The organism is Mesorhizobium sp. WSM4841 (assembly GCF_055811515.1).
In genome coordinates, this window is record NZ_JBVVQC010000001.1 from 147902 (window position 1) to 172888 (window position 24987).

Sequence of the window (24987 nt, forward strand, 5' to 3'; positions counted from 1 at the left end):
GATCTTCCTGGTTTCAGCGACATATCCTGGGTCAGGACGCTACCTACCTGCCGCTGATGGAAGAGCGGAGCCGTCGCCAAGAGGCGCTACGACGAAGCTCCGATCGGAACAAACAACTTGCCACCGTTGTGGTCAATCTCGATCAATTCGTTCTTCTGGGCCGAACGGCCTGCAAATCCTTTGTGGAAGATAATGGCGTTCATAAAGGCAAACGTCATTGCAAGCGCCTCGGTCCGCAATGGATAATCGACGAGTGAATGGATGAGAAGAAACGACACCGAGAGAAACGCCGCCTTTTGAAGGGGATCGCGACGAACTTTGGTAAGCGCCGTAAAAAGCATTACGAAATAAAGCGTAACCAACAGAACAGCAAGAGCTCCGCCTTCGAAAGCTATTTCAAGGTACTCATTGTGAGCATGATTTACATATTGCTTAAAAATCATCCCTTCCTTTTCATATATCTGGTAGGCCTTTTGAAAATTTCCAAACCCAACGCCGGTTGCCCAATTCTCTTTGATCCCCTCAATGGTGGTGCGAGCAATCTCTCCTCGCCCGAAAGCTGGATCAATCGCGTCGGCATCGATCTTCGTCCATGCGCCTATCGTATAGGCCGAAAGGCCTATGAAAACTGCAAGGATGCTGAGCCCGCTCACCCTGGAACGCGCTGAAAGAAAGACTATGGATAGTACGGTGATCGCTAATCCGATCAGAACGCCGGCACGCGAACCGACGGCCAAAAGGAGCAGCAAAAGCGTGGCCAGCCCGAGCGATCCGGACAAGAGATGTCCTCGGAACAGACCGTAATAAGCGACAAAGGGGATAGAAACAAAAAGTAATGCCGCAAAATGATTCTCGTTGGCAAAAAGCCCTGCATTGATCGTGAAAGGCAACAATCCCTCTATGGCGATGTCATCTGAGAGCGAATATTGAATCGCGCCTGCCAAGCCGTTGCAGATAACACCCATAAAAAAGAACGGCAGAAGCGCACGGACCTGCCCGACACGCAAACGCAACACACTCAAAAAAAACGCTCCCAACGCCACCATATACAACAGAGATTCGATCGTCCGTCCAACGCCGACACTGACGAAACGAGATTGGGTTTCTCCAACCAGCCCGGAATCTGCGAGCAACAGTTCCGGTCGCAATCCGCTGAATATCGCCGCAGGCAGCGGAACGATTTGCAAAATCACCAACGCCAAGGCCAAGATGAGCAGCCACAGAACAGAACGGGGGATTCTTTGGCCAGAGGCCTGTGAAAAGACCGCCGCGGCTGAGACAATTGCCGCGACCTCAATCAGCGTGTCCGTGTAAAGGCCGCTTACAGTGCCACCGCCGATCAGCAGCGATATAAACAGAACCGATCCGAGGAGATATTTATCCCATTCCGATGGCCGGTCGCTCAAGATGAAAGTCTCTCGATGCTCAATTTGTGCATTACCAACGTACCGACGTAGCGAAATCGCCAGCTCTCAGCAATGGCGGCCGTCTCCAGCCGTAACAATTGCATGGGGCACCCAGCCGGTCCAACCGAAAAATCCTGACTCAGGGCCTGACGATTGTATGTACCCTCCGGAATATTGAATCTCGCTATTTCACCAGCAGGCCCCGCGCACTTAATCGACCAGAACAACTCCTTCGGAAGCTTCAGGTTTCTTGCAGACGCAGCCAGCGAAATCTTGTAGGAGCCTGGAGGCAGTTGGATATACTGCTGAAGAGGAGTATTCTTGACGGGCGTATTCAGGAAGCGGACCGTCGCCCCCCCCTCACCTTCGACCGCATCTTGGGATGTTGCAAACGTAACTTCCAGGCCCGACTGATCGCCGACCTGCCAATCAAAAGGCTTGCCGCGAGACACAGGCTCAAATGTGCTGTTGAAAATATATCCGCCCAATTTCCGTTCTTGATCGGACAGACTGAAAAGAAACAACCGATACGCTTGTTCATATTCCTTCTGACGAATATAGCCGTAGATCACATGGGACAATTCGCTCGAGTTTGGTGGCGCACTTGACCCGGTCAAATCGAGCAACAGCCGATTTGCAAAATCGAGCCCGTCGGGGGTTTTGCCCAGCGCGACCAACAGATTGGCTCTCCAGGGCGCCGCGCCCCTGATGGCTGCCAGCACAGCCTGGTATCCATCTGGGTTCGAGAGGATTGTCGGCAGCCCCTCGGCGATTTCAGGAAATTGATCTGGCCATCGCCGCAGCAAAATATCGATCTCGCCGACGGCCTTTGATAGATCGCCTGTTTCGATCGAGCGACCTATCGACCTCTGGAGCGCGTGGATTTCGGTCTTGGATAATTTTCGAGCTTGATCGAAAAATTCGTAAGCTTGGTTTTTTGCACCCTGTCGGTACTTGATTTCGCCGATCAGGCTATAGAGACGTGCGTCCGCAAGATCAAAGCGAAGCGCGCTTTCGGCCTTGGCAAGCAATGCGTCGAGACCTGGAGCGTTGCTTGTGTCGTTCAGGCCGTCGGTGATCTCACCTATCAAGGCATTGACGTTCAACGGATCCAGCGCGAGGGAAACGGTTGGCGTTTCGGTTTCAAGAAACCGACTTAGCCCGATCGACGAAGCCGCCAATGCTAGAACGGATGCGACGAACCAAACGCCTGAACGCCGGAGATTTTGCATAAGCGGGCTGGTCTGCTCCGTCATCGACTTTGCCCTCAATTTTCGGGGTGCCGTAGTCGTAATACTGGTAGTTCATATATTTGTAGGCGTAGTTGTAGTCGAACTTGTTCACTGCAAACTTCGACATCGCGGCTCCGACCACATTCGCGCCGGCGGCTCGCAGGCGCTTCAACGCCGTCTTCGCCGACTTGCGTGTCACCTGGTTGGTAGAGATGACCATCAATGTGCCCTCGACAAGCCGGCTGAGGATGGGCGCATCTGAAAGGCCGACGATCGGCGGGGCATCGATTATGACAAGATCGAAGCGCTTGCCGAGATTGGTAATGATCAGCGCCATCTTCGGCGAAGAGAGCAGGTCCGCGGGGTTCGGTGGGATCGTTCCGGAGGTCAGAACGGTCACATTAGGATGTTTCGTCGCCCTGAAAATGCTTGCCAAATCCTCCTTGCGGACGGTGTTTGTCAGCAGATTGCTCAGTCCGATTGTGTTGTCGAGGCCAAACAGCCGATGAAGGTTGGGCTTTCGCAGATCGCCGTCCACAATGAGAACCCTTGCACCGAGCGCGGCAAAATCCTGCCCGAGCTTGAACGACGTGGTCGACTTGCCTTCCGAGGGTTCCGAACTCGTGACCAGCAGCGATCGCGGCGCCCCTTCGGCGCCGGAGAACTGCAATGACGTTCGAAGCGAACGGTAGGCTTCGGACAGTCCTGATTTCTGGTCGGTGATGCTGGCTATGAGTTCCCGATCATCGACAAGCGGCAAGATGCCGAGCATCGCCAATCCCAATTCCTTTTCGACCTGCTCAGGATTGGTGAAGGTGTTGTTCAACAACTCGATGATATAGATAATTGATGCGCTCAGAGCCATGAAGAGAATCAGAGCGATCGCAAGATTGATGACCAAGCGTGGAGAATAAGGTGCATTGGGCAGCGTCGCGAAATCGACGATCGCGGCACTTTGTGTCTTGAGCTCTGAGCTCACACCAACCTCGTTCAACTTGGCAATAAGGCTGTCATACTGAGAGCGGTTCGAATCAACTTCTCGCTTCAAGATCGTATATTTGATGTTTTTGTCGTTGAAGATAACCTGCTGCATCTCCATCTCGGCAAGCTTTGACTTGAGGTCGGCCTCCTTGTTCTGAGCCTCCTGATATTTCTGCCGCAGCGAGTCGGTTATAGTCAAAACGCCATTGTTATAAAGCCGTTGCAGCTCCTTGATCTGCGCCTGAAGCTGCTGCATTTCTGGAAAGCCAGGCTTCAATATGCCCAGCTTCTGCTGATACTGGCTGGTCAAATCCGACAGTTTGTCGGTGATCTTCTGCAGACCTTCGCTCTCCAGGACTGGGCCGAGGCTCGCCCCGCGACCTTTGTCTATCTGGTCCACCATCCGTCCGGCATCGAGACGTTCCTGGATTGCCGTCGCGAGCGCGGTGTTCAGAGTCTCGATATTCGACCCTATCAGCGATTTCTCGTCGCCGGTTATCGTGATGCCTACATCCTTTGCGTAAGCGACGAGTTCCTCCTCGGACTTCTGCAGCTTTTGCTTTACCTGCAAAACCTGTTCCTGGATGAATTGCCGTGCCAGGTCTGAGGTTTCGCCGACCTGATCGAGGCGCTGGTCAATAAAACTTTGCGCGACCTGATTGGCTATATCAGTTGCATATTTCGGTTTCTGGTCGGCAAACGTAATCGACAGCAGGCTTGTATTTGAGACCAGAGTGACCCTGAGGTCATCGAGAACGCGACCAATCGCAATCCTCTCACGTTCCTCCGGGGTTTTCTCTTCTATGGAAGGCGATTTGGAAATTCCGAACGCACGATAGAAAATATTGCTAAGTGAGAAGTTCGGGATCGGAAACAGGAAATCCGGCTTTTCGCTAAGCCCTAGTTGGAAGACCACGCGCTGCGCCAAAGCCCGGCTTTTCAGCTTTTCCCGGGCGGTTTCAAAGGCCCACAAGTTGCTGGTTTCAGAAACCACCTCAAGGTCCTGGAAGACCTTGGCCGAAGGAACAAGCACTTCCAATTGCGCTGTTGCCCGATATTTTGGCGTCTGCATCATGGTAACGACGATGCCGGCGACAAGCCCGCCGGCGACCATCATGACGATCAGCCACCGATACTGGACAACGTAAAAAAACAGCCTGAGTGGATTGAAGCCCTCGTCCTGCTCCGCGTAATCGCGACCGTACGGGCTATAGTTTTGCGCACCGTCATAATACAGGTCGGCGGACAAGGCCTGGCCATGCCCTGGGCCTGCGATTTGATGCTGCCTGTTACGATCGAGCATTGCGTGACAACCTTGGGTTTGTCTCTGTGCGTAATTCTGACTGGCCGTGATTTACAATCCGGGGACTACGGCAAGTCTCGCTGCGCTTGATGCAACTCCGAGAGCGTCCTTGAGATTGTTCATCGCAATTTTCGATTTCGAAGCGAAGACGACAATCTTGTCGCCACCATAGATGCGTGGATTGCGGCTCTTGCCGGCGCGAATCTGCTCCACATCGTAATTTGCGACCAATGTGTTTGGGCCGATATTGCGGTAAACAAACACCTTTTTTGCATCGCCAACGGCATTGAACCCTCCGGCAAGGGCGACCGCGTCGATGAGGGAGGAATTGCTCGACACCGGAAAAATACCGGCCCTGGTGACTTCGCCATCGACGGTAACGCGCTGTCCGATCGATTCCTTGATGTAGACCGACACATCGGGCGACTGCAGATAGTTGGCGCCGTAGGCCGTTTCGATTTCCTGCTCAAGCTGACGGACGGTCTTTCCTGCCGCGGTGACGGTCCCGATAAGTGGAAGCGAAATTTGCCCGCCGGCGTCGACTTGAACGGTTCTATTCAGATTGTCGACCTGGAACACATTCACCTCGAGCACATCGTTCGGCGACAAAGGCTGCTCATTGCCGTTCTGGGTGTTCTGCGGCGCAGGCAGTTCCTTTACGACCTGCAGGGCACCGCCGCCCGAGAGCGGCGCCGACGATGACGTCAGTTGCAGCGCATCGACCGAAGTCGGCGAAGACGATGTCGTCGACGAGGTGCTCGTGCAGGCGGACATAGAGAGCGAAGCGAGCAAGACACATATCGTGCAGCTTTTTGCGAAATGAAAAACGCCCATTACGCGGTCCCACCCTTCAACAAGCGACCCAATCCTGCGAAGCGACCGACGTTGCCGGGGCTTGGCTTTTTCGAGCCTGCCTTACCGACCGGCTCGAGAGTCCGATTCGCTAATATTTCGCCTGGACGTTTCAACACCATGTTGCGGGCCTCGTCTTCCCCACATCGCTTCGCCGCCGCGGCGACGGCCTGCGTAAGCCCAGGACGCCGGCGGGTGGCGCCATGGGTGTCCGATGCGATAATATCTACCCTGCCTTCGTCAATCAGCTTTTCCGAATAGTAAAGTGCTGTGCGTCCAAAAGCACCAACAATCGAGTCTGCCGTAAGCTGAACAAGGCAGCCGATTGCATTTAACCTCTCGACAACATCGTAATTCGTCTTGATCCAGGTCAGTCGCTCAGGATGGGTAAGAATCGGAATGAACCCGGCGTTTATGAGGCGCAGAGCCAGATCTTCCAGTCTTGGCGGCAGAACGTGATGCGGCGGTTCGAATAGAAAATAGCGAGACCTGTTCAAGGTCGGCACGCTACCCAGCGCCAATTGCTCCGGAAGATCCGGCGCTATATGCACGTCGGCGCCAACGTAAAGAGCAAGCGGTATTGCCGCGCGATGTAGCGCCTGCCCCAACCCTTGAACCGCTCGGGCAATATTTGCCGATCGGTTTTCGTACATACCTGGCACGATATGCGGAGTACACGCCATATGGGTCGTCCCATCTGCCACCGCCAGCCGCGCCATTTCCAGCGATTCAGCAAGACTGGGCGAGCCATCGTCAAGACCGGGCAAGATATGGGAATGCAGGTCGATCATTGGCGTTTGTGGCCACATTGAAGCAACGTAGCAACTTCTCCCGGATAAAAGGTAAATGCGCCACCCGCACGATAGCGAATGACGCATCCATCAAGTCCATGCAGTGCGGTAGAACTCAAGCTATTCGCTGACAGCGTTGTCGTCATCGTGCAAGCTGGTGATCAGCGTGCCGCAATCACCTGTCACAGTGCCCACCCAGTCGGATAGGATGAAATCGCCCAAGACGAAGCTCATTCAACTTCAACCTAAAGTGAGCGGATGGTTAATGAATTTCATCAGCATTTCCGGCTCCACCCGGCGCACCAAGGCTGATGCACAGAGGCATACAATACAACAGGGCAGTCTCACGCCTCTGCTATATTATCCACTGGGCGGCGGCTTAAGGGCTGACGCTGTCGCCGTCATCCTGCGTTGCAGCAAGGAGACCAGCCGTGCCAGCCATGCCCCCAAAAAGAAAGAGCGGAAGGCGGGAGTTGGCGGCCCCGCCCGGGGGAATCTGACCCGTATGCTCGGAACTGACAGCGGCGGCCGTCTGCTCGGAGCCCACAACCTTCAGGCAGATATTGTTCTCGACACGGGAAATCTCGAGGCTTGAATTCGCCGGCACATCCAGGTTGCAGCCACCGACATTGACGGCGGCCGATCCCCTGGCTCCGACCACTATGCGGCTGCCAAAATCCAGAGCGCTTCCCGGCTTGGCAGGGCCATACCCGGCGGCTTGCGAAACCATTACGTCGCCATTGGCGCGCCCGATGGAACCAATCGAATTCGCTGCTGCCTGATAGGCTGTCGTACAGGTGCATGACGTGTCCTGAGCGAAAGATGAAACTGGGCCGAAACCGATCGAGGCGACAAATCCGGCTAACGCACTTTTAACTATAACGTTCATTCGTTTCGATCCTTTTTGTCCCGCCGCACCTCGGCCCCGCCCAAGTACCAAGGTATTGACCAAGCGCGTAACAGCTTTTTGCTTTGATTCCAACCTGTTTGGCATTTGCGAGATGACTTTTTGGCTTCCGCTGTGCTTCATTGGACACACTCACCTGGCAGCTTTGAACTTAGCATTTTTTCGCTGCGGGCCCCTCTGGAAATTGTCGGGAATCAGGTCTATTTCGTGGCCTTTGAATGGCCGCCATCGCGCCGTGCTTCGTACAGGATTATGGTCGACTCTGTTTGACGTTATCGCACATCCCTGCCTTTCGTTTTATGACACGCGATTCGTGGAATGACGGCCGCGAGGGCAGTTGGCGAAGCCGTGAGCTACGAACCCGATAAGCAAGATTTGTAGGTCGAACCCGCCTGCGCGGGCTGTCCGCACAAGCGGCCATTCTCGGCAAGTTTCGCGGCCAAATCCGTGCCATCGGACGTGAGGCATTGCACAACGATGGCGTCACCAAACTTTGAGGCGACATTGCCGTCGCAAGGCGTACCCTTGCCGAACGGCTTGCAGGTCAGGGCGACCCCTTGGTAGTCCCGGCGCGCCGCCTCCGTTACCAGGCACATTTGGATCCCGGCTTGGTAAACGCCACGACGGACAACACAATCTTGCGGCCGGCGGCGCGAAGATCATCGACTGCCGGGATGGAAAGCATGCCATCAAACGGCTCAAGTGCCGCTTGCGGCTTTGGCGGACGAACAGCCGTCCCTTCTTCCACGATGATGTCAAAGAAGCCAATCGCAACGCCAAGGCAACAAGTGCCAGCACGCCTATTTTCTTGAATGACAATATCCTACTCCCCGCCGTGGCCAGGCGCGCGCATTTCGCCAACGGAAACGCCCGCGCAACCACCTCCTATCCCGTCAACTGCTCTATCGAGATTTGCCGGCGGTGCTGTCGAGATATTGGGTCAGCGCACAGACCAGATGGTAGAAGATACTTGCCGGCACATCGGTCGCCAGCGAGCGGCCCCGCTCGTCGATCCGGTCTATCCACAGGCCGAGTGGTGCCGGATTGATGTGCCAACGGAACAGGCGACCGACACGCGCTTCGATCTCGGGCTTGAGATCGGGACCGCCTGAGCCATCCAGTGCAATCGCCGCCTTGATCGCTTCGGCCTGCGGCCAACTGCGCGAGACAAGGTCGAGTGGCAGGCCTTGCCGCGAGACGGCGCCATAGGCAAGGCCAGTGGCGCGATTGAGCCCATTGGCGATGGCCGAGGCATAGAGCTTTCTGGCAAAGCCGGTCAGGTCACTTTGGCCGCTGCGCCCGGTGAAGTCGACCAGCAGCGAGGCCCATTCGAAATGGTGGCCGGGTTCCGTCCATGTCCCTTTCTCGCCCTCCGCCGGCCTCCACTCGGCATCGAAATATTCGCCCAGCGTCCAGCTTTCCGGATCGAAGAAATGGCTGCGAAACAGATCGACGATGCGCGCGGCGCGGCGAAGATAGGCGAGCTCGCCCGTCGCTTGATGCCAGGCCAGAAAAGCCTCGAGCAGATGCATGTGCGGGTTGGAACGGCGTTCGCCGGCGCCGCTCGACGTTTCGAGAAAGCCGGTCATGCGGTGATCCTCGAGATGCGCGTCGAGAAACGAAAACGTTTCTTCGGCAAGCCGCAATGCATCAGGATTGCCGACCATATGGGCATGCGCCAGCGCCAGGAGCACGCAGGAATGATCGTAGGCATCCTCGGCTGCGTCGGCGACCGTGCCGTCGACATTAAACGTGCGCACCCAGCCGCCATTGTCGGTGCGGCCGTTCCTGTTCATGAATTCGAGGCCGTGGCTGATCAACCGGTCGGCGGGCCCGTCCCAGCCGCGCGCCTTGGCGACAGCGAAGGCGTAGACTTGCCTGGCCATGGTGCGCATGCGCTTGGGCTTCATCAGCGGTGTGGCGTCAAAACCGAGTACCTCGTGGAAGCCGCCATGGCGCTCATCGACCCCGACGGTGGACCACAGCGGCACCGTCTCTTCAAACAGCCAGTGGTGCACACGGCGCCGCCAGGCGCCGCTTTCGATCACGCGGTCGCCGGCGGGTGTGAACCTGGTTTCCAGCCGGCCGCTCTTTTCGAGCTGCTCGACGATCTTCTTGACGTTCTGGCTGCGGCTGACCGGGGCGACGAAAGTGGCATCGGCGGTCGAGACGATGGCAACGTCCCTCAAGCCGATGGCAGAGAGCAAGCGACTGTCGCTGCGGATGTAGGAGTTCTCGCAGTCGATGGCGACGACATCGCCGACGATGACGTTGCCGTCATTGTCGGACGGACCGACATCGAGCAGTGATTGCCACGAACCGAGATCGTTCCAGCGGAAGCCGGCCGGCACCATGGCGATGTGGCTGGCACGCTCCATGATCGCATAGTCGATCGACGTCGACGGAATGGCGGCGTAGAGTTCCAGAGGCATGTAGAGACCGGAAAGATCTGACGTCGCCGCCTGATAGGCAAGTTCGGTGGCCTTCCAGATCTCGGGCTCGAAAGCCGTGAAGGCGTCGCGCATGGCGCTGGCGCGAAACAGGAAGATGCCGGTGTTCCAGTAGAAATTGCCGGCCGCCAGATAGCTCTGCGCGGTTGCGAGGTCTGGTTTCTCGACGAAACGCGAGACATCATAGATGCCATCCTTCTCGTCGGCGACCTCGATATAGCCGTAGCCGGTCTCCGGCTGGCCGGGCTTGATGCCGAACACCACCAGCCGGCCGGCACGCGCCGCGCCGGTGCCGTTTTCCACGCTCTGCCAGAATTGCCGTGCGGTCGTGATCTCATGATCGGACGGCACCACCAGCACCAGGCTGTCGCCAAATTCGGACAAGGTGCGCAGCGTCGCCAAGGCAACGGCGGCGGCAGTGTTGCGGCCGGTCGGTTCGAACAACGGGCCGCCGCCGGAAAGATCGAGGCCGGCGAGATCGGCGTGGACGCGGTCGGCGTGCCGCTCCGATGCAATCAGGAAGACCGGCGTTTCGCCCTTCGGCCGCGCCGTCAGCCGGCGCAAGGTCTTGAACAGCATCGAGCCATCGCCGGAAAAATCATGGAACTGCTTGGGATTGTCCTCGCGCGACAGCGGCCACAGTCGTGAGCCGATACCGCCACTCATGACAAAACTGACGATCCGCTCGGTCATGGGGTGACACCTCTGACATTTTCAAACAAAGCAAGGAGCGCTGCCGCGTAGTCTCGGCGGCGCATTTGTTGCCGGCTTTGTAGCACGGCGACACTGTCGCGGGCTAAGCGTGGGCGCTGCGCGGCTTCCAGGAGTCGCTGCGCCAGCGCTTCTGCACTATCGGGTGCGAAGAAAAGCGATTCCGGCGCCTGCTCGCGATGCAGTGGAATGTCGGATAGCAGCATCGGCGTGCCCAGCGACTTGGCTTCCTCGACCGTGGTTGACCACCCCTCGAAGTGGGAAGGGTTCAGAAGATAGTCCGCGGCACCGATCAGGGCGACGACATCGTCATAGGGAATCAATCCGAGGTGTCGAAAATGGCTTGCGAGCCGGTGCGTTTCCGCAAGCTCCATCAGGCGCTTGAACAATGTCGGGTCGCGCGGATCGATGGTGCGCCCCGTGAGGATTATCGGCGGCAAGGAGCCCAGCGCCCCGATTTGGTCTATATGCTTCAACGCCTCTATGACCAGCCTATGGTTCTTGTGGATCCAAAACTGGTTGGGCAGAAAGAAGAAACGCGCGGGCAGACCATGTGCCTGGCGCGCCTCATCGGCATGCGCCAGGATGGCGCCGGGATCGAGATCGATAGCGAAACGCACGACGGCGGTCTTGTTGCGCGAGGTCGGATAGAATTTTTTGCAGTCCGCCAGCGCGTCCCCGCTCGAGAGCATTATGGTGCGATTTCCGGACGTCTGCAGGCGATAGCCGAGATCCCTGCGCCACCAGGCGCTACGCGGAAAGAGGTGCGGCAAACGACGGTGCTGGAAATCCGGAATCCAGGAGACGACCGGCACTGGAAACCGGTTGCCGAACCACTGGGCGACTTCAAACACGACATCGATGCATTGCGCAGCGACAAGATCCGCGAAGGCACGGTCACTTCCGCCAGCAAGTGCGATCAGCCCTCGCCTGCCGAGCCCGGCGCCCGTGACCCGGTCATCAACAATAGCAGGCGCAGCCAACATATGATCGAAGGACGCGCCAATGCTTGAATGCTGCTCAGGGGTAAGAAACAGTTTCGCCTGCACCTTACCACGCAACTCAGAGGCTATGACGCTCAGCATGTTGCGTAGATAGGACTCGCCGCCTGACCAGGTTCCGCGGCCGATGAGAGTGAAGCCGACGGTAATCAAGGCGCGGAGCGTCGCAGATGACCGACCGGCTCGGCGAGAATTTCAGCGCGATACCAATCGACATAGCCGGCAATGCCCCTGCCGAGCGGCACCTGCAACTGAAGCCCCTCCGGGACGCCGGAGGGATCCGAGATCAGATTGACAGGGTCGCCCCGCCGGGATTCTCCAGAAAACGAGAGGCGATGGTTCCCTCCCCAGGCATCCAAAACCATGCTGGAAATCGTGCTGACGGACGCAGGAGCGCCCGCACCGCCATTATAGACGGCGAAGCGCGGTTCGCCTTGAGGCAAAATGCGATGGATCAACCGCACGATATCCGAGACATGATGCCAATCCCTCATTTCCGCACCTGTGCCGCCAAGCACAATGTGGGTTTCGCCTGCCGCGAGCCTTCCGCAGAGATCCCAGAGCAGTTGCTTGCGCAACCCTTCGCCATAGACCGAAAAGAGGCGAGCCACCGAGACTGGCTGGCCGTATGCGGCACAATATGACCGGCCAAGCTCCTCAACCATACGTTTGTGATAGCCATAGGGAGAATAGGGATCGAGCGCCGCGTCGACCCTGATCGAACCGGCATGCCCGCCGCCATAGACGGCGGCGGAGGATGCAAGAACGACAGGTGCATCGGGTGCGTGGCGGCGCAAGAAATCGAGGACACGAGCCGCAGAGACAACGCTTTGTTCAAAGTCCTTGAGGGGATCGGCAATCGACTGGCCGACCGTTGCGCCACCCGCCAAATGATACACGGCTGACGGGCGACCATGCGCTGCCAGAGCCGTATCCATCGTTTCCACGGCTATTCCACCGGAAAAAAATACGCCGCCGGTCGCCAACGCAAAACCCGGTGCTTGTTTTCGACCGAAGCCGATGACATGGCACCCCTTTTGAGCAAGAAAACGAGCGAGGTGCAGGCCGATGAAACCGCCGGCTCCAGTCACCCAGACAAGCTTGGCCTCTTTTGATTGTGTCAAGAAATCAGTCCTTCCCCTGCTTGTGGCAAAGGCCCGTGCTTGTGGCAGAGGAAAGAGACCAGGCGCCCAGGCCGGCGGTCAAGCAGGGCGGCGACCCTGGCGACGACACCAAAGGGCACAGTCGAAAGGGCCAGGCGAACAACCGGGGAAAACGCACCAAAGATTTTGGCGAGCCTCTCGCGAATCTCGGATGGTATCATTGGGTCATAATTCACGACGGACCGAAACGAGATCAGTTCGCGATCGATCGTCAGCCCGGCCCCCTCGATTGCAGCGCGGTAGCCCGCCAGCGTAAAGGCGTTCTCTCCGCCGTAGAGATGATGAAGCGGGTGTGCGCTCAGGAAAGGCTCGAGTTGCTGCGGCCCGGAGACCACGTGGTCACGCAACGACAGCACCGTCGCGCCTTCGCGAGACAGACGCGCCATTTCGCGGCAGAAAGCCGGAAGATCATGGGCATGATGCAGCACCTGCCGTGCGACGACCAAATCATAGCCTGCGGCGGACAACGGGATCGCCTCCCCAAACGCTTCGAGCACATCGATGGGCGTGCCTGTGCTTTCGGCAAGCGCCCGGATCGCAGCGGCACCGACGAGTGCGCTCGGATCAGGCTCAACTGCGGTTACCGACCACCCTTCGCGCGCCAGGGCGTAGGAGAGTATGCCGTTGCCGGCGCCAAGATCGAGAGCACGGCCCACCTTGCGCGGGATCATGTCGCGAACCGCGTCGAACTCCGCGCTTTCGTGATAGCGCTGCGCGGCCACGACCGGATCGTCGAAATAAGCGGCGCGGGCGAGTTCCTTCATCGAAGGCTCGCTCATGCACCAGCGGACGGCATCTTCCCAGGTCATGGCCGCTTCAGGCATCGAGAGAAACCATATGCTCGATCATCCGCGCCGGATTTCGGCGACAACTGCGTAAGGCGGCACGTCCTTTGTCACAACGATCTCGGTCACAACAATCTCGATCTCCTCGTCAGATTTGTCAGATGCGGCCACAGCAGCCGCCGCCAAGGCTCAGCTTGACGAATGCGACAGCGCTCGGTCATAGGCTTGCATGCTTCGACCGTCCACCACAAAGGCGGATAATTTCCAGCGTCGATCATCGTTCAGTCAGGAGGTTGTTCGAGACGTCCAGCTAAGCTACCGTTTTAAAATTCGTCAAGTTCAGGTCAAGAGAGTTCGAACCGCGCGAACCTCGTCCGCGCAAAACGCCCTCTCGCCTTTACGAAGCTAAGTTCCTCGCTCCCCGAGTCCCGTCCGCAGGTGGTGATTATCGCAGAACCTGAGAGTAGCGCCCCGGCTCTGGTTCTTCTATAGACGAGGCACTGCCTCGGGGACCTGAATATTCAACATGCACACCAGAGTTGGAAGCGCGGATTCGCACGTCATTGGGTATCGGGCGGACGTCGACGGCCTGCGCGCAATTGCTGTCACATCGGTGATAGCATTCCACCTGTCGAGATCATGGTTGTCGGGAGGATATCTGGGCGTCGATATCTTTTTCGTGCTCTCGGGATATCTGATCACCCTGATATTATGGCGTGAGGCGCTCAAGGGGCAGTTCTCGATCTTACGGTTCTATGAACGGCGGATCCGCAGGATCATGCCGGCTCTTCTCCTCCTGCTGTTTTTCACCACCATGGCCGCGATCGTCTTGCTGCTGCCTGCCGACTTGAAAGGATATGGAAAGAGCATGCTCGCCACACTTGGCTTCGTGGCAAATATCTATTTCTGGAGAGATACGGACTATTTTTCGAGGGCTGCCGAGACCAAGCCGCTCCTGCATGTCTGGTCATTGGGTGTCGAGGAACAGTTCTATATCATTTTTCCCCTGCTCATTGCGGCATTTGCCCGCTTTTGGCCCCGCGCGACTTTCCCCGCAATCGCACTGCTCACTCTTGTGTCTCTGGCAGCCAACTGCCTGGCCCTCAGGATAGGTGGCGCATCGCCGGCATTTTTCCTGCTGCCTACCCGGGCGTGGGAGCTTGGAACCGGTGCTATGGTTGCTCTTCTGCCGCCCAGCCTGACGCCGCGAGGAACCGTCGCCAGCCTTCTCGGGGCAATCGGGGCGGTTGCAGTCCTCATTGGCATCGTCACCCCCGTTCAGACGTATGGCTCCGTACCTGCCGCGCTACCCGTGGTCATCGGCACGATGTTTTTGATCGCCGCTGGTCAGGTTCAGCAACCGTCCATCAACCGAATAATAGCGGCCAGCCCGCTCGCCTTTGTCGGATTGATCTCCTATTCGCTTTATCTCTGGCATTGGCCCTTCATCGTCCTGTCGCAATATTATCTCGTCCGCGACCTCAACATCGGCGAGATGACGATTGCCGTGGCCGGCATGGCCATCTGCGCCATTGTCTCATGGCGATATGTTGAGCGCCCTTTTCGTAGCCGAGCCATGGCGGCACGAACCGTGTGTCTCGCTGCTGGCGCCGGCGCCGGTGCCCTCGTGGTGATGGCGTCGGTGCTGATCTGGTCCAATGGGCTGCCCGGCCGGATGAGCGGTGAAGCCGCGGCCATCAATGCGGCTGTCGGAACTAACTATCGTTGCCCGGTCCCAAATTTCCTGCGGGTGGGCCAGTCGCGCGCCTGTGTGCTGAACCTTCCCACTCGCAACCCTTCTGACGCAAAGGTTGTTCTGTTGGGGAATTCGCATGCACAAATGTATGCGCCTGTCTGGGAGTCCATATTTGTCGAAGAAGGGTTGCCCGGTCTCCTGGTTCCGGCAAACGGCTGCCTGCCGACCGTGTCCGTCAATATCTCGCGTGAATGTATCGATGTGGCCGCCGCCAATCTCAGTGAGCTTGGCAAAATTTCAAACGTGAGGACCGTTATTCTTGGCTTGAACTGGGCACATGCAGAGAACGGACTGGTCGATGCGGACGGAAAGACGGTCGACAATAGGAATGACGCAGAACTCGTTCGCGGGCTGGACGATCTGATCGGTCGCCTGCAGGAGTTTGGCAAGAAAGTCGTTCTGATCGGCCCGATAGCTTACCCCGGATGGGATCTTCCTTCCGAATTGAGCCGTGATCTCGCCTTCGGCCGGCCACTTGGAAAACCGACCTATCTGCCGGCAGATGCGTTCCAGCGGCAGCATGAGGAGATCATCCAACATTTCGGAGCGCGCCGCGATATCGGCTTCGCCCGTCCGGACACGGTGTTGTGCGATGCAAATCGATGCAATTATGTTCTGGATGGACGATCCGTGTTTGCGGACGCCAGCCATATTGCGCAAGCAGAATTGTTCCGCTTTCGCTCCATCTTCTCTGAAGCGTTGGCCATGCAGCGCTTGAAAAGCGAGTAAGCGAAATGCTCGTATCCATTCAAAAGCGGTTGGTGGAAATCGTGCTCCTATGGGCGCTGGTAGGCTATCCTTTACTGGGAATGTATACCACCGTTGCCGGCTTAGGTAATAATATCGCCTCCATTGCTGTAAGAATGATTATCGCCCTAATGTCGATATTTTTGATACTTGCTGCAGTCTCCGATAAAAAATTCAAAACTAACAAAATGTTGCTTGCGTTCTTCATATTATATTTCGCCAGGCTTGTATACGACTACGCATATCAATACAACGAATATGCGCTAGTAGCTATTCAATTTTATCTATCATCCGTCGTCATCCCAGCTTTTGCTCTTGGATCATACTCTGAATACATACTCTCTATTCAAAAAAGAATCGTACTTATGATCTCTTTTTCCGGCATATTGTTCCTTCCGGCATTCTTCTATGCGTATAGCAATGGACTCCTGAACACCCAAGGCACGGACGACTCTAACGTCAGGTATGCTTCTGAATTCGTTAATGCGGTTTTGCTTGGGCATTTTACCTGCACTGTCGCAATCGCAGCATTTTTTTTCGTAATCGAATATAAGCCACGCCTTATCGAATACGTGGTGCATGTGGCGATCATCGTCGGTTCGATAGCCGCCTTGTTCCTGTCGGGATCCCGCGCCGCCTTCGTTGGAGTGATAGTCGCTTCGGCTGTCTATGCGGTTTCCCGCCCATCCCGCCTTTGGATTTTGGTATCCTTCTTGCTTGGCGGCTTGATGTACTTGCCGCAGGACAACTTCCTGGTTCGGCGCATGAGTGACCTTGTCATTGCGCAATGGGACACTGCAGCTTTGGAGCGCTTTAATGTGCAACGCACGGCGATTTCCGACTTCCTCGATAGCCCTATCATCGGCAAGCACTTTATCGACATGAACTGGGGGCCGGGCCTGTACCCTCACAACATCATCATTGAAATACTCATGGCGCTGGGCCTGGTGGGGGCCATTCCGCTTTTCATCGTGATAGCCATGTCGATGTACAGGGCGATGAAATTTAGGGCCTATCTCACCTTCTATACGATTATGTACTTCGTTTCTTTCGCATTCTTGCAGACTTCAGGTGCGATATGGGCGGCAGACAGCCTGTTTGTGCTGACCTCGATTCTGTTGGCGGCCAGCAAGAGCTTCGAGCCTCGCTCGCTAACAGCGCTTCCGCGCTCGAACAGAACCGTTCAACGCTCGTTTCACGCCCGCGTGTGACGGACTCTAGGGAATCTTGCCCAACTCGCGAAGGAATCTCAAGGTGGCATGCCACCATTCCGCCTTTTCGTCCCATTTTTCGGGCCGATAGGTAGGACTGAGGGCGATGGTGCCCCAGATCACGATCCCGTCGGCGAATTTCCTGCAGGTGTCCAGTTGGGCGTACCAGTAATCGCCCGGCAGAAAGGCCCTGGTGCTATGAAACTGCGGCCATAGGAAGCAATAGACAGGCTTTCCCTGTGATATTCTTCGCGCTTCCTCGATGTTGGCTCGCGCGAAGACCACCCAGGCGTCCTTGTCGCGATAGGCCGTATAAAGAGAAGGAAAAAGCACATCGACATGGGGGATGAGAGCGGACGCGATCTCATCGTTCCGCGATTTCCAGTCCCTGAATGCATCGTTTCCTTCGGAGCCATTTGCTCGCCAGTAGTCTGCGATCGGCAGAATGCTGTAGAGCCCGAGCTTGAGGCTCGGATCAGCCTGCTTTATGGCGCTGAGCGTCGCTCTGTATTTGGCAATGGATGACGCACGATCCACGGCGGTGCCACTCAGCGGCCAGTGCTCGATGTCGATCGCCATGAATTTGTTGGTCCGCGGCAGCGCTAGGGCTTTCTGCACCTGGTCGGTCCGGGGAACATCGAATCCCAGCACATGAGGGGTGGCGAGCGTGAGATGGTCGAACCCAAATAAACGGAAATCGGGCGGCTCGCCGGAGAAAAGCAAACTCTCGAACAGCTTGAATTGAGCGTGCGTCTGCGCCGTCGCGGACCAAGAACCGGCAAGAATGCATATCACACAGAATATTATCCTTTGAAACATGACGGCGATATCCGGCATCGCGCATTCGTGGACTTTGCGCACCCGACTCTCACATATTCCAGACTTGTCGGTAACGGGCCGGGCGGAACTCGATGCCGAGCGCGGGGAAGCGATACAGGGCGCATTGCCCGCGAATTTCAAAGAGCAATCAGACGACGCCATACCACGAGGATCAGATCGCGACCCTTGTCAATAACCGCGTCTCGTCGCGTTACGTGATGGCGGCGCAGTGGGTGAGACGCAAAACGCATGTCAATACCAGACGTAAAAACACGATCGAATCATCCGCTAAACCAGTTCGACAAACTGCTCAAATTGTCGTTTCTTGCTGTATTCTTCACGAATCGCGCGGTGCCCGGTCCAACCGATTCTGTCCCAGCTTCCCTCGTCCAGTTGCCGCTCGATTTTTTCCACTGCGTCCTTCAGCTGTTCATAGACGACCATGGTTTCCCCGTCGCGCATCGACGCGGGATAGTTGCCAGAGTCAGAAACCAGCAGAGCTCCGGCGCTCATCGTTTCGAAACAACGCATGTTGCCACGGTCCGGGCCGGCCATGTCGATCGAAGCATTGACCACGATCTTGGCTCTTCTAAGCTGTTCATACATGGCACGCCCGAACACAGGGGGCGCGCTGACGTTGCGGATCGCACGTGGGCGGCGTACCGCTTTCAGAGGACCGAACCAGCCAAGCGGCGTCTCGGCGAGTGGCGTGTAGCGTGACAGGTCCAAATGGAAAACAACACGATGGCGGCTGGAAAGACCTGCGACAGCTTCCAAGATCTGCCGCCGACGTTGGTGATGACGGCTGTAGCCACCGAAGAAAAGGACATCGATGTCCCTGTCGCGATTCGCGGCCACACTGTCGAGTTCCGGATCGTGAGCCGGAAAGAAGTGAGCGGTTCTGGCGCCCTGTTCCTCCCAAAGCTGTCGCATCGACGGAAAATTGCAAAGCACGAGATCATAGCCGGAAAAGTCAATCTTGCCTGGCGCGGCGCGCCAGGCAATCTTTCGTCTCACGTGCCCAGGTAAGCGGCTCACAAAAGCGGCGTCGTAGCGAAATGGGTCGAGATTGTAGAAGACATCCGTCTTGTGATGCTCGATCTGGGCAAGAAGGATATCGGCCAGCGGCGTGTCTGGACCAAGCCCGTTTTCGCGTGCCCACGCCCGCTGCAGCGATTCGTCGTCGCCGTTCGTAAAGAACGCCTCCGGATGACGGCCGAGTACCGGCAAAAGGATATGTGCTGCACCGTAACGATCATTCAAGAACACGTCCTTTTGCTGTTCGAACCCGATGATCTCCGCGACGAGACCGGCAAGTCGGGGCCGATAGCTTGAGGCGATCCCGGAGTTTTGAAAGATTTGCATGACGCCGTTCTTGTTGATCTGCTGTGTAGCTAGCGGGCGGGTTTTGTCGCGCTGATGACAAAGCCGGAACAGAAGATGCGCCAGTCCAGGGCCGCGCAAAGATTCTCGAACAGAGCGACGGAAACGTAGGCTGGCAGGAAGAAAGCAAAATAATCGCTGGCACGGTAAAACGGCTTGGCGTCGACCTGGATAAAACCTTGGCTGCGAAATACCTTCGCCATGTCCGAGGGAGAGCAGTGGTCAAAGAAGGCCGGGTATCCGGTAACACCGACTGCAGCCGGTCTAAGATACGGAATAAGCCATTTTTGCATAACGGGTCCGACGAGCCGCAACGCTACCGAATAGGGGTGCCACTTCGACGGGATATAGTGGTGCATCACGCCATCCGGCCTTAACACCAAAAACATCGAACGCGCCGCCGCCCTGTTGTCCGGCACGTGCTCCATCAATGTGATCGAAATGAGCATGTCTGCTTGAATGTCGCCGGGCTGCTCGATGGACTGGACAACAAATCGATCGTAGATCCGATAGCAGTCTGGCTTTTCCTCGATGTCGAGACCGATATAGGTGAAGCCATTACCCCGCTCCAGGAGCGGCCGGTCGATCCCACCGACCTCAAGGATCGCAGATGGCGTCAGGCGCGCAATGTCGTCTGCGATACGCCGTTCGAGCTCCGCTTTGTAGGACGGCGCGCCAAAAATTCCGGGAAAGCGGCGTTCGAGCCAGGCGGCGGCGCTCCTGTTCCAACCAATAAACGACCTGAGAATCACCGCACCCCTTGTCCTGCAAACCGGTAGAGACCGGAACATCGAAAATAGATCAAGATCATAGTGCTGTTACGGCTTGCACTGGCAACCTCTAGGTTAGTTCGCCCTGTTTTTCTCGCCGCATGAACTGGTCCTTCACGTGATTTACGAAGGCGTCAGGAAGGGACGCATCATCGCGGAAACTCGTCTCGCGCGTTGGATCGTCATTTACCACGACGATCGCCTGGTTTGGGTAGGTGATCCGCGGAACCTGCCCAAAAAAGGCAGCCCACAGATTGAAGTTCGAGCCTGCTCCGATGATCGCATTTGCCTGAGCCATTTCCAGCATGTGCGTGACCGATTCCGCGTCATTGGCCCGGCGCACATCCGGCAGACGGAGCAGTGGAACAAGGTCGGCATCATCTCCGTCGGAAAACACACGGGCCGGCATGTTCGTGCCCAGTCCCTCACGAAGGGCGACAAGGCTATCGCAATACCATTCGATCGGAAGCCGCTGGTTGTGCGTCTTCGCCTCCACCTGGCTCACGTCGAAACGGGAGAAGTCGCCAAGGCGGACATGGACAGCCAGGAAGGGCGTGGCAGGCGCTTGTGGCAGGTACTTTTTGCGGGTGATCCGGCGAAACGCGTCATACAGCACCGGACCGTGACCGCGGACTTCATGGAAATGTTTTTCGAAGTTTGATGCCACGGTGTTCTTGAAAACAACGACCGTATTCCCACCGTCATATGGAGCGGATGCAGCCGCTTCTGCCGGAACCTTTCGTGCAGTTGCGAGCAGTGCGGTTCGCCACGGTTCACCGACATAGCCCTTATTGTTGAAGAGCCTGAAATACTCGCGCTTGTCCCGTTCGCGGCGCAAGTAGGGACCGATACGTGGGCGGAACCAACGCGGCCCGAGCATCTGCGCATCGTTCTCTCGACACCATATCTCACAGCGCGCCCAAGCGAGCATGCTGTGACCGAGACCGAAGCGGCCGATATCGGGATAGCCGTAAAGATGTGCCATGAGCGCTGCCTTATCGAAAACGCCGAAACTCAGTCAATGTTCGGCAGGTAGATCGCGTCAGCCCAGGCCAGCCGGCCGAACTGGTTATGGTGCTGGTTGTAAATCGCGTGGAGCCGGTAGTTGAATTGCTCAAGGTAGGCTGTCACCTCGTGGAACTGGCAGGACCCATCATATATTCTCATAAAATTAACCTCTGAGTAAATAAGAGATATATTTCTCTTCATGATTATATTTTCCGCGCCCTTTAAAATTTCAAGCTCAGCTCCTTGCGCATCCATCTTAAGGATATCAATACGTTCTATCTTTTCTTTTACACAATATTCTTCTATGGTTGTAACCTTAACTTCTATTATTTCTTTTTTTGATGTGTACTTATCAAATGTTGAGCCAGTACTACGAGCACTGAAGAGGGAGCTGGCATCAGCAAGCGCCGCGACATGGAAGGACGCAGTTCCGGCTTTCGAAGAGACCGCCATGTTAATGGGAACGATACGTGGCTCGTGCTCGGCAATGTTGCGGAGCTTGGCAAAGTTTTCAGGCAAAGGCTCAAAGGCATGAACGATCGCCTTCGTGCACCTGTCGGCATATGTGCGCGTATCCCGTCCGTCCGCTGATCCTACCTCGAAGATGGTGGCAATGGTATCGCCTGCAAGACGCAATTGCTCCTCGAATGAGTCATCGATGCGGACACCGCTCTCAAGCTTGCTCAAATGGTAGCCAAACATATTGAAAACTCGCTGCGCAGCGAACGTCAAACCCACCCTCATGACATCGTCACTCCACTCTCCCTCGCCCGCAAATTGATTATCATCGTTGCACGGTCAGCCAACGCAAGTTGAAGAGCATAGGTGACAGCGGTCGCCAGTCCGTACCAGATCATGACGGTGAGCGGATTGTCGACCCGAGCCCAGCCGAGCCAGCCAAAGACCAACAGAGTGAAAAGGAACCGACCTATTTCCCAGATAAACTGGAGCGATTGTCGCTCGACAATGATGAGAGTCATCGTCAACGACGTCGCGACGAAGCGCACATAGGCGATTGGAAACGCAATGGCACAGAGACTGCCGGCCATAGCCCAATCGGCACCAAAGACGAACGGGACGACGCTTGGCGAGAACACCATCCCCAGCACCGTCGGCAACAGGCCAATGGCAAGAAGTTGAAAGAGCGCCCGTCGAAATGCGCCATTTAACCCGTCTTTATCAGTCCGATAAAGTTTCGTGAATTCACCAGTGAAGACCTGCGATACGGCCACGGCGACGATGGCAACCGGCATTAAAATGAACCGTTCGACGAGGGCGTACTGTCCTGCAACTTCCAGGTTGAACAGTGCAAGAAAGGCGAATGGCACGACGGCGGCACCGAGCGCGGACAAAAGTGTTCCCGGAAAGGTGAAGAATCCAAATTCCTTGAAGCGAATTGCCGTAAATTTCATCGCAGAAAATGAGATGGGAGAGATCAGGATCCGCCAGAGATTGCCGCTGCGAACGAGGATAGCAATGCTCCCAGCGGCCCTGCCAAAGATATCGGCTAAAACAAGACCAACTCCCATGAAAGGGAATATGGCACACCCAAGCGCGCCAACGGAAAAGCCTGCCGACTGCAAGATCTTCGAACGCGCGCTGAGGCTGTAATTCCGATCGCGGATCGGCAAATAGGAGAACATCTGGTAGAGCCCCGCCACAATCATTGCGGCGGGCAGGATAAAGATAATGTCGCGGAGGGGCGACACTGCGTTCGGCATCCACAGATCGGCGACACCGGCGACGAGAACGGCCACCACACCGGTTAAGATACATAGCCGAAATGTCAGCTTCAGCAGGTTTTCCAAAACCCGCCCCGGCCTTGCGCCAAGCAGTGCGACTTCGTACCGAAAAGCGGCAAACATGATCGCCACGTTCAGGACCGACAGATAGATCTGGTATCGGCCGAAGGCTTCGGCGTCATACAGGCGTGTCAAGGCCGGAAGGACTGCAATTGCGATGAGCTGCGCAATCACTGACCCCGATAAAACGGTCAGGATGCTGCGGAACATGTTTGGCTACTGAGTATAGCAAAATTGGCGGCTCCCGCTGATTGCGCCAATTGTAGAAAAGCCATCGCGGGGAAGTGGAGGATGCTTGGCCCTCTCACATCTCATTCCAGAATATCGTATTCGCGCCCATGCGTTTCTTGTTTCGATAAACGTCGCGCAACAGGCTGGTCACGCGCAGATTTGCGTCTTCATCATTCGATTCGATGCACAGACAACGCGGAACCAGTTTCTCGTCGAGTTCGCCAATCTGCTTGGCTACGATCCAATCGACCCCCTCGATGTCAACGCTCGCAAAATCGATCCGTTTTCCCTCGCCGTATTTGTGAAGCAGTGTGCCCAGCGTCAATTGAGGGAGTTCGAGGCGCTCAATCAAACGATAGCCGGCTGCAACCACACGCTCGTATTGTTCGGGCGATGTGGTTGAGAGTACCGACGGATACATCAAGAAGAACTCCGCGACACTGTCCGTCTCCCCGATGAGGCACTGGACGTGTGTATCACGCGGACGCCAGCGCTGATGAAGGCGAAGGAGACGGCTGATCGGCTCGACGACGATTCCGGACCAGCCCATGCGATGCAGCAAGTACGTATTCGAGATCCGGACCGGGTGGGAAGCGCCGATATCGAGATATCGACCGGGACGCCCCTGGTCCTTGAAGATGGTGTTGAGGAGGAAGGTGTCCTCGCCGTGCTGGGAATAACTTTCCCGACGCTGAAAATGAAGGGGAATGTCGCGCAGCCCTTGTATCAGGCCGGATTTGGCGGCCCAGAATCTTACATCGCTCAACATTGTAGGTGACTCCATTGCATCTTTCGCAGCCAGAATGCCAGGCGCGGCGGCAAAGGCTTGTTGCTTCGGCATCTAGGATTGGCAGGTTCAGGGCGGCCTGAGCGAAGGATACAGACGGCCGCCAAGTTAAAGGCTTCAAGACGCATATTCGGCTAACCTCGCCTTGCGAAAACGAACTGTCCGAGTTTGCGCATTGGCTTCGCAACAAGCGCGTAGTCAAGAGGCCCTGCCCCAAGCCAACGGCGTCGAGAGCGTAGCGCTTCCAGGTTGTGCCCGATGTGCGAACGGAAGCTCCTTGTGCTGGCCCCGCCAACCATCATGTCCACCAACACGTGGCTGGTTGCAGCGGTCTCGAATCCGTGGAGTTCAACAGCTCTCAACATCCAATCATAATCCGATGCCACTTTGAGGCTGAGATCGAATGCACCGACCGCGTCCGCAACCTTCCGCTTGACGTAGAACGTTGGATGGGCCGGCATCCATCCGGTCCGAAAGCCCTTGGCGGGTCGGGCCGCAGCACGCCAACGGCGTACGACCCGCTTGCTCAGATGGTCTTCAACAAAATCCAGGTCACCATGCACGATGTCGGCTGCCTCGAGCCCTGCCGATATCCGTCCCAGCACTGTGCGATCGTGAAAGCAATCGTCTGAATTCAGCACGCCTACCGCGTCTCCGGTATAGAGACGCAGCCCCTTGTTGAGTGCATCATACATTCCGCTGTCGGGCTCGCTGATCAGCCGGATCTGGTCCGGTGGGTAAGACCGGATAATTGACAACGTCTCATCCGACGATCCGCCGTCGACGATCACCAGTTCTTTGTCCTGATGATCCTGGGAAAAAAAGCTATCGATCGTATGCCTGATTGTCGCCGCGGAGTTCCAACAGACGGTCAAGACCGAGATTTTCACG

At 56.5% G+C, this 24987-nt stretch carries 20 protein-coding genes; 2 read left to right on the plus strand and 18 right to left on the minus strand.

Annotated features, from left to right (window positions below):
• Nucleotides 1-86 precede the first annotated feature (86 nt).
• From AC0L14_RS00705 to AC0L14_RS00750, 10 genes are all read right to left on the minus strand, one after another.
• Nucleotides 87-1406, minus strand: coding sequence for an O-antigen ligase family protein (locus AC0L14_RS00705; RefSeq protein ID WP_473748364.1), 1320 nt, complete (start codon nucleotides 1404-1406; stop codon nucleotides 87-89).
• Nucleotides 1403-2662 carry a tetratricopeptide repeat protein gene (locus tag AC0L14_RS00710; protein WP_473748365.1) on the minus strand — a complete coding sequence of 420 codons (1260 nt, stop codon included), beginning with the start codon at nucleotides 2660-2662 and terminating at the stop codon, nucleotides 1403-1405. The genes AC0L14_RS00705 and AC0L14_RS00710 overlap by 4 nt, the downstream gene beginning before the upstream one ends.
• Nucleotides 2550-4922: a GumC family protein gene (locus tag AC0L14_RS00715; RefSeq protein WP_473748366.1), complete on the minus strand. Its 2373-nt coding sequence runs from the start codon at nucleotides 4920-4922 to the stop codon at nucleotides 2550-2552. Before AC0L14_RS00715 ends, AC0L14_RS00710 begins: the two co-directional genes overlap by 113 nt.
• A 51-nt stretch (nucleotides 4923-4973) precedes the next feature.
• Entirely contained in the window at nucleotides 4974-5714 is a 741-nt protein-coding gene (locus AC0L14_RS00720) for a polysaccharide biosynthesis/export family protein (protein ID WP_473748367.1), read from the minus strand.
• Between the two features lie 41 nt (nucleotides 5715-5755).
• Nucleotides 5756-6565, minus strand: a complete 810-nt coding sequence (locus AC0L14_RS00725) for a tyrosine-protein phosphatase (protein ID WP_473748368.1) — start codon at nucleotides 6563-6565, stop codon at nucleotides 5756-5758.
• Between the two features lie 379 nt (nucleotides 6566-6944).
• A complete protein-coding gene (locus tag AC0L14_RS00730) occupies nucleotides 6945-7595 on the minus strand; it encodes a hypothetical protein (protein ID WP_473748370.1) in 651 nt (216 codons plus the stop codon).
• A 779-nt stretch (nucleotides 7596-8374) separates the two neighbouring features.
• A complete protein-coding gene (locus AC0L14_RS00735) occupies nucleotides 8375-10615 on the minus strand; it encodes an AGE family epimerase/isomerase (protein ID WP_473748372.1) in 2241 nt (746 codons plus the stop codon).
• Nucleotides 10612-11787, minus strand: coding sequence for a glycosyltransferase family 4 protein (locus tag AC0L14_RS00740; protein WP_473748374.1), 1176 nt, complete (start codon nucleotides 11785-11787; stop codon nucleotides 10612-10614). Before AC0L14_RS00740 ends, AC0L14_RS00735 begins: the two co-directional genes overlap by 4 nt.
• Nucleotides 11784-12758, minus strand: a complete 975-nt coding sequence (locus AC0L14_RS00745) for an NAD-dependent epimerase/dehydratase family protein (protein WP_473748375.1) — start codon at nucleotides 12756-12758, stop codon at nucleotides 11784-11786. Before AC0L14_RS00745 ends, AC0L14_RS00740 begins: the two co-directional genes overlap by 4 nt.
• Nucleotides 12755-13519 carry a class I SAM-dependent methyltransferase gene (locus AC0L14_RS00750; RefSeq protein WP_473748377.1) on the minus strand — a complete coding sequence of 255 codons (765 nt, stop codon included), beginning with the start codon at nucleotides 13517-13519 and terminating at the stop codon, nucleotides 12755-12757. The genes AC0L14_RS00745 and AC0L14_RS00750 overlap by 4 nt, the downstream gene beginning before the upstream one ends.
• A gap of 589 nt (nucleotides 13520-14108) precedes the next feature.
• Between AC0L14_RS00750 and AC0L14_RS00755 the strand changes: the two genes are divergently transcribed.
• The gene (locus AC0L14_RS00755; RefSeq protein WP_473748379.1) at nucleotides 14109-16067 is read left to right on the plus strand and encodes an acyltransferase family protein; all 1959 of its coding nucleotides are present in this window, start codon (nucleotides 14109-14111) and stop codon (nucleotides 16065-16067) included.
• A 5-nt stretch (nucleotides 16068-16072) separates the two neighbouring features.
• Nucleotides 16073-17296, plus strand: coding sequence for an O-antigen ligase family protein (locus AC0L14_RS00760; protein ID WP_473748381.1), 1224 nt, complete (start codon nucleotides 16073-16075; stop codon nucleotides 17294-17296).
• A 6-nt stretch (nucleotides 17297-17302) separates the two neighbouring features.
• On the opposite strand, the gene AC0L14_RS00765 is transcribed toward AC0L14_RS00760, so the two are convergent.
• The 8 genes from AC0L14_RS00765 to AC0L14_RS00800 all read right to left on the minus strand — a co-directional run bounded on the left by AC0L14_RS00765 (nucleotide 17303) and on the right by AC0L14_RS00800 (nucleotide 24986).
• Nucleotides 17303-18133, minus strand: a complete 831-nt coding sequence (locus AC0L14_RS00765; RefSeq protein ID WP_473748382.1) for a hypothetical protein — start codon at nucleotides 18131-18133, stop codon at nucleotides 17303-17305.
• Nucleotides 18134-18403: 270 nt separating this feature from the next.
• Entirely contained in the window at nucleotides 18404-19480 is a 1077-nt protein-coding gene (locus AC0L14_RS00770; RefSeq protein ID WP_473748383.1) for a glycosyltransferase family protein, read from the minus strand.
• Nucleotides 19481-19509: 29 nt separating this feature from the next.
• On the minus strand, nucleotides 19510-20250 hold the full coding sequence (locus tag AC0L14_RS00775; RefSeq protein WP_473748385.1) for a methyltransferase domain-containing protein: 741 nt from the start codon (nucleotides 20248-20250) through the stop codon (nucleotides 19510-19512).
• Between the two features lie 88 nt (nucleotides 20251-20338).
• Nucleotides 20339-21253, minus strand: a complete 915-nt coding sequence (locus AC0L14_RS00780) for a hypothetical protein (RefSeq protein WP_473748387.1) — start codon at nucleotides 21251-21253, stop codon at nucleotides 20339-20341.
• A 29-nt stretch (nucleotides 21254-21282) separates the two neighbouring features.
• The gene (locus AC0L14_RS00785) at nucleotides 21283-22020 is read right to left on the minus strand and encodes an FkbM family methyltransferase (RefSeq protein ID WP_473748389.1); all 738 of its coding nucleotides are present in this window, start codon (nucleotides 22018-22020) and stop codon (nucleotides 21283-21285) included.
• A complete protein-coding gene (locus tag AC0L14_RS00790) occupies nucleotides 22017-23288 on the minus strand; it encodes a lipopolysaccharide biosynthesis protein (protein ID WP_473748390.1) in 1272 nt (423 codons plus the stop codon). The genes AC0L14_RS00785 and AC0L14_RS00790 overlap by 4 nt, the downstream gene beginning before the upstream one ends.
• Nucleotides 23289-23382: 94 nt before the next feature.
• Complete coding sequence (locus AC0L14_RS00795; RefSeq protein ID WP_473748391.1) at nucleotides 23383-24150, minus strand: FkbM family methyltransferase; 768 nt, start codon at nucleotides 24148-24150, stop codon at nucleotides 23383-23385.
• Between the two features lie 80 nt (nucleotides 24151-24230).
• Nucleotides 24231-24986, minus strand: coding sequence for a glycosyltransferase family 2 protein (locus tag AC0L14_RS00800; protein WP_473748393.1), 756 nt, complete (start codon nucleotides 24984-24986; stop codon nucleotides 24231-24233).
• Nucleotide 24987: the final 1 nt, after the last annotated feature.

Bases quoted from the DNA above. Each gene is read 5' to 3' on its own strand.
- AC0L14_RS00710 (WP_473748365.1), bottom strand. From the start codon at position 2,662: ATGACGGAGCAGACCAGCCCGCTTATGCAAAATCTCCGGCGTTCAGGC.
- AC0L14_RS00715 (WP_473748366.1), bottom strand. From the start codon at position 4,922: ATGCTCGATCGTAACAGGCAGCATCAAATCGCAGGCCCAGGGCATGGC.
- AC0L14_RS00725 (WP_473748368.1), bottom strand. From the start codon at position 6,565: ATGATCGACCTGCATTCCCATATCTTGCCCGGTCTTGACGATGGCTCG.
- AC0L14_RS00730 (WP_473748370.1), bottom strand. From the start codon at position 7,595: ATGAAGCACAGCGGAAGCCAAAAAGTCATCTCGCAAATGCCAAACAGG.
- AC0L14_RS00735 (WP_473748372.1), bottom strand. From the start codon at position 10,615: ATGACCGAGCGGATCGTCAGTTTTGTCATGAGTGGCGGTATCGGCTCA.
- AC0L14_RS00755 (WP_473748379.1), top strand. From the start codon at position 14,109: ATGCACACCAGAGTTGGAAGCGCGGATTCGCACGTCATTGGGTATCGG.
- AC0L14_RS00760 (WP_473748381.1), top strand. From the start codon at position 16,073: ATGCTCGTATCCATTCAAAAGCGGTTGGTGGAAATCGTGCTCCTATGG.
- AC0L14_RS00765 (WP_473748382.1), bottom strand. From the start codon at position 18,133: ATGCCGGATATCGCCGTCATGTTTCAAAGGATAATATTCTGTGTGATA.
- AC0L14_RS00770 (WP_473748383.1), bottom strand. From the start codon at position 19,480: ATGCAAATCTTTCAAAACTCCGGGATCGCCTCAAGCTATCGGCCCCGA.
- AC0L14_RS00780 (WP_473748387.1), bottom strand. From the start codon at position 21,253: ATGGCACATCTTTACGGCTATCCCGATATCGGCCGCTTCGGTCTCGGT.
- AC0L14_RS00785 (WP_473748389.1), bottom strand. From the start codon at position 22,020: ATGAGGGTGGGTTTGACGTTCGCTGCGCAGCGAGTTTTCAATATGTTT.
- AC0L14_RS00790 (WP_473748390.1), bottom strand. From the start codon at position 23,288: ATGTTCCGCAGCATCCTGACCGTTTTATCGGGGTCAGTGATTGCGCAG.
- AC0L14_RS00795 (WP_473748391.1), bottom strand. From the start codon at position 24,150: ATGCCGAAGCAACAAGCCTTTGCCGCCGCGCCTGGCATTCTGGCTGCG.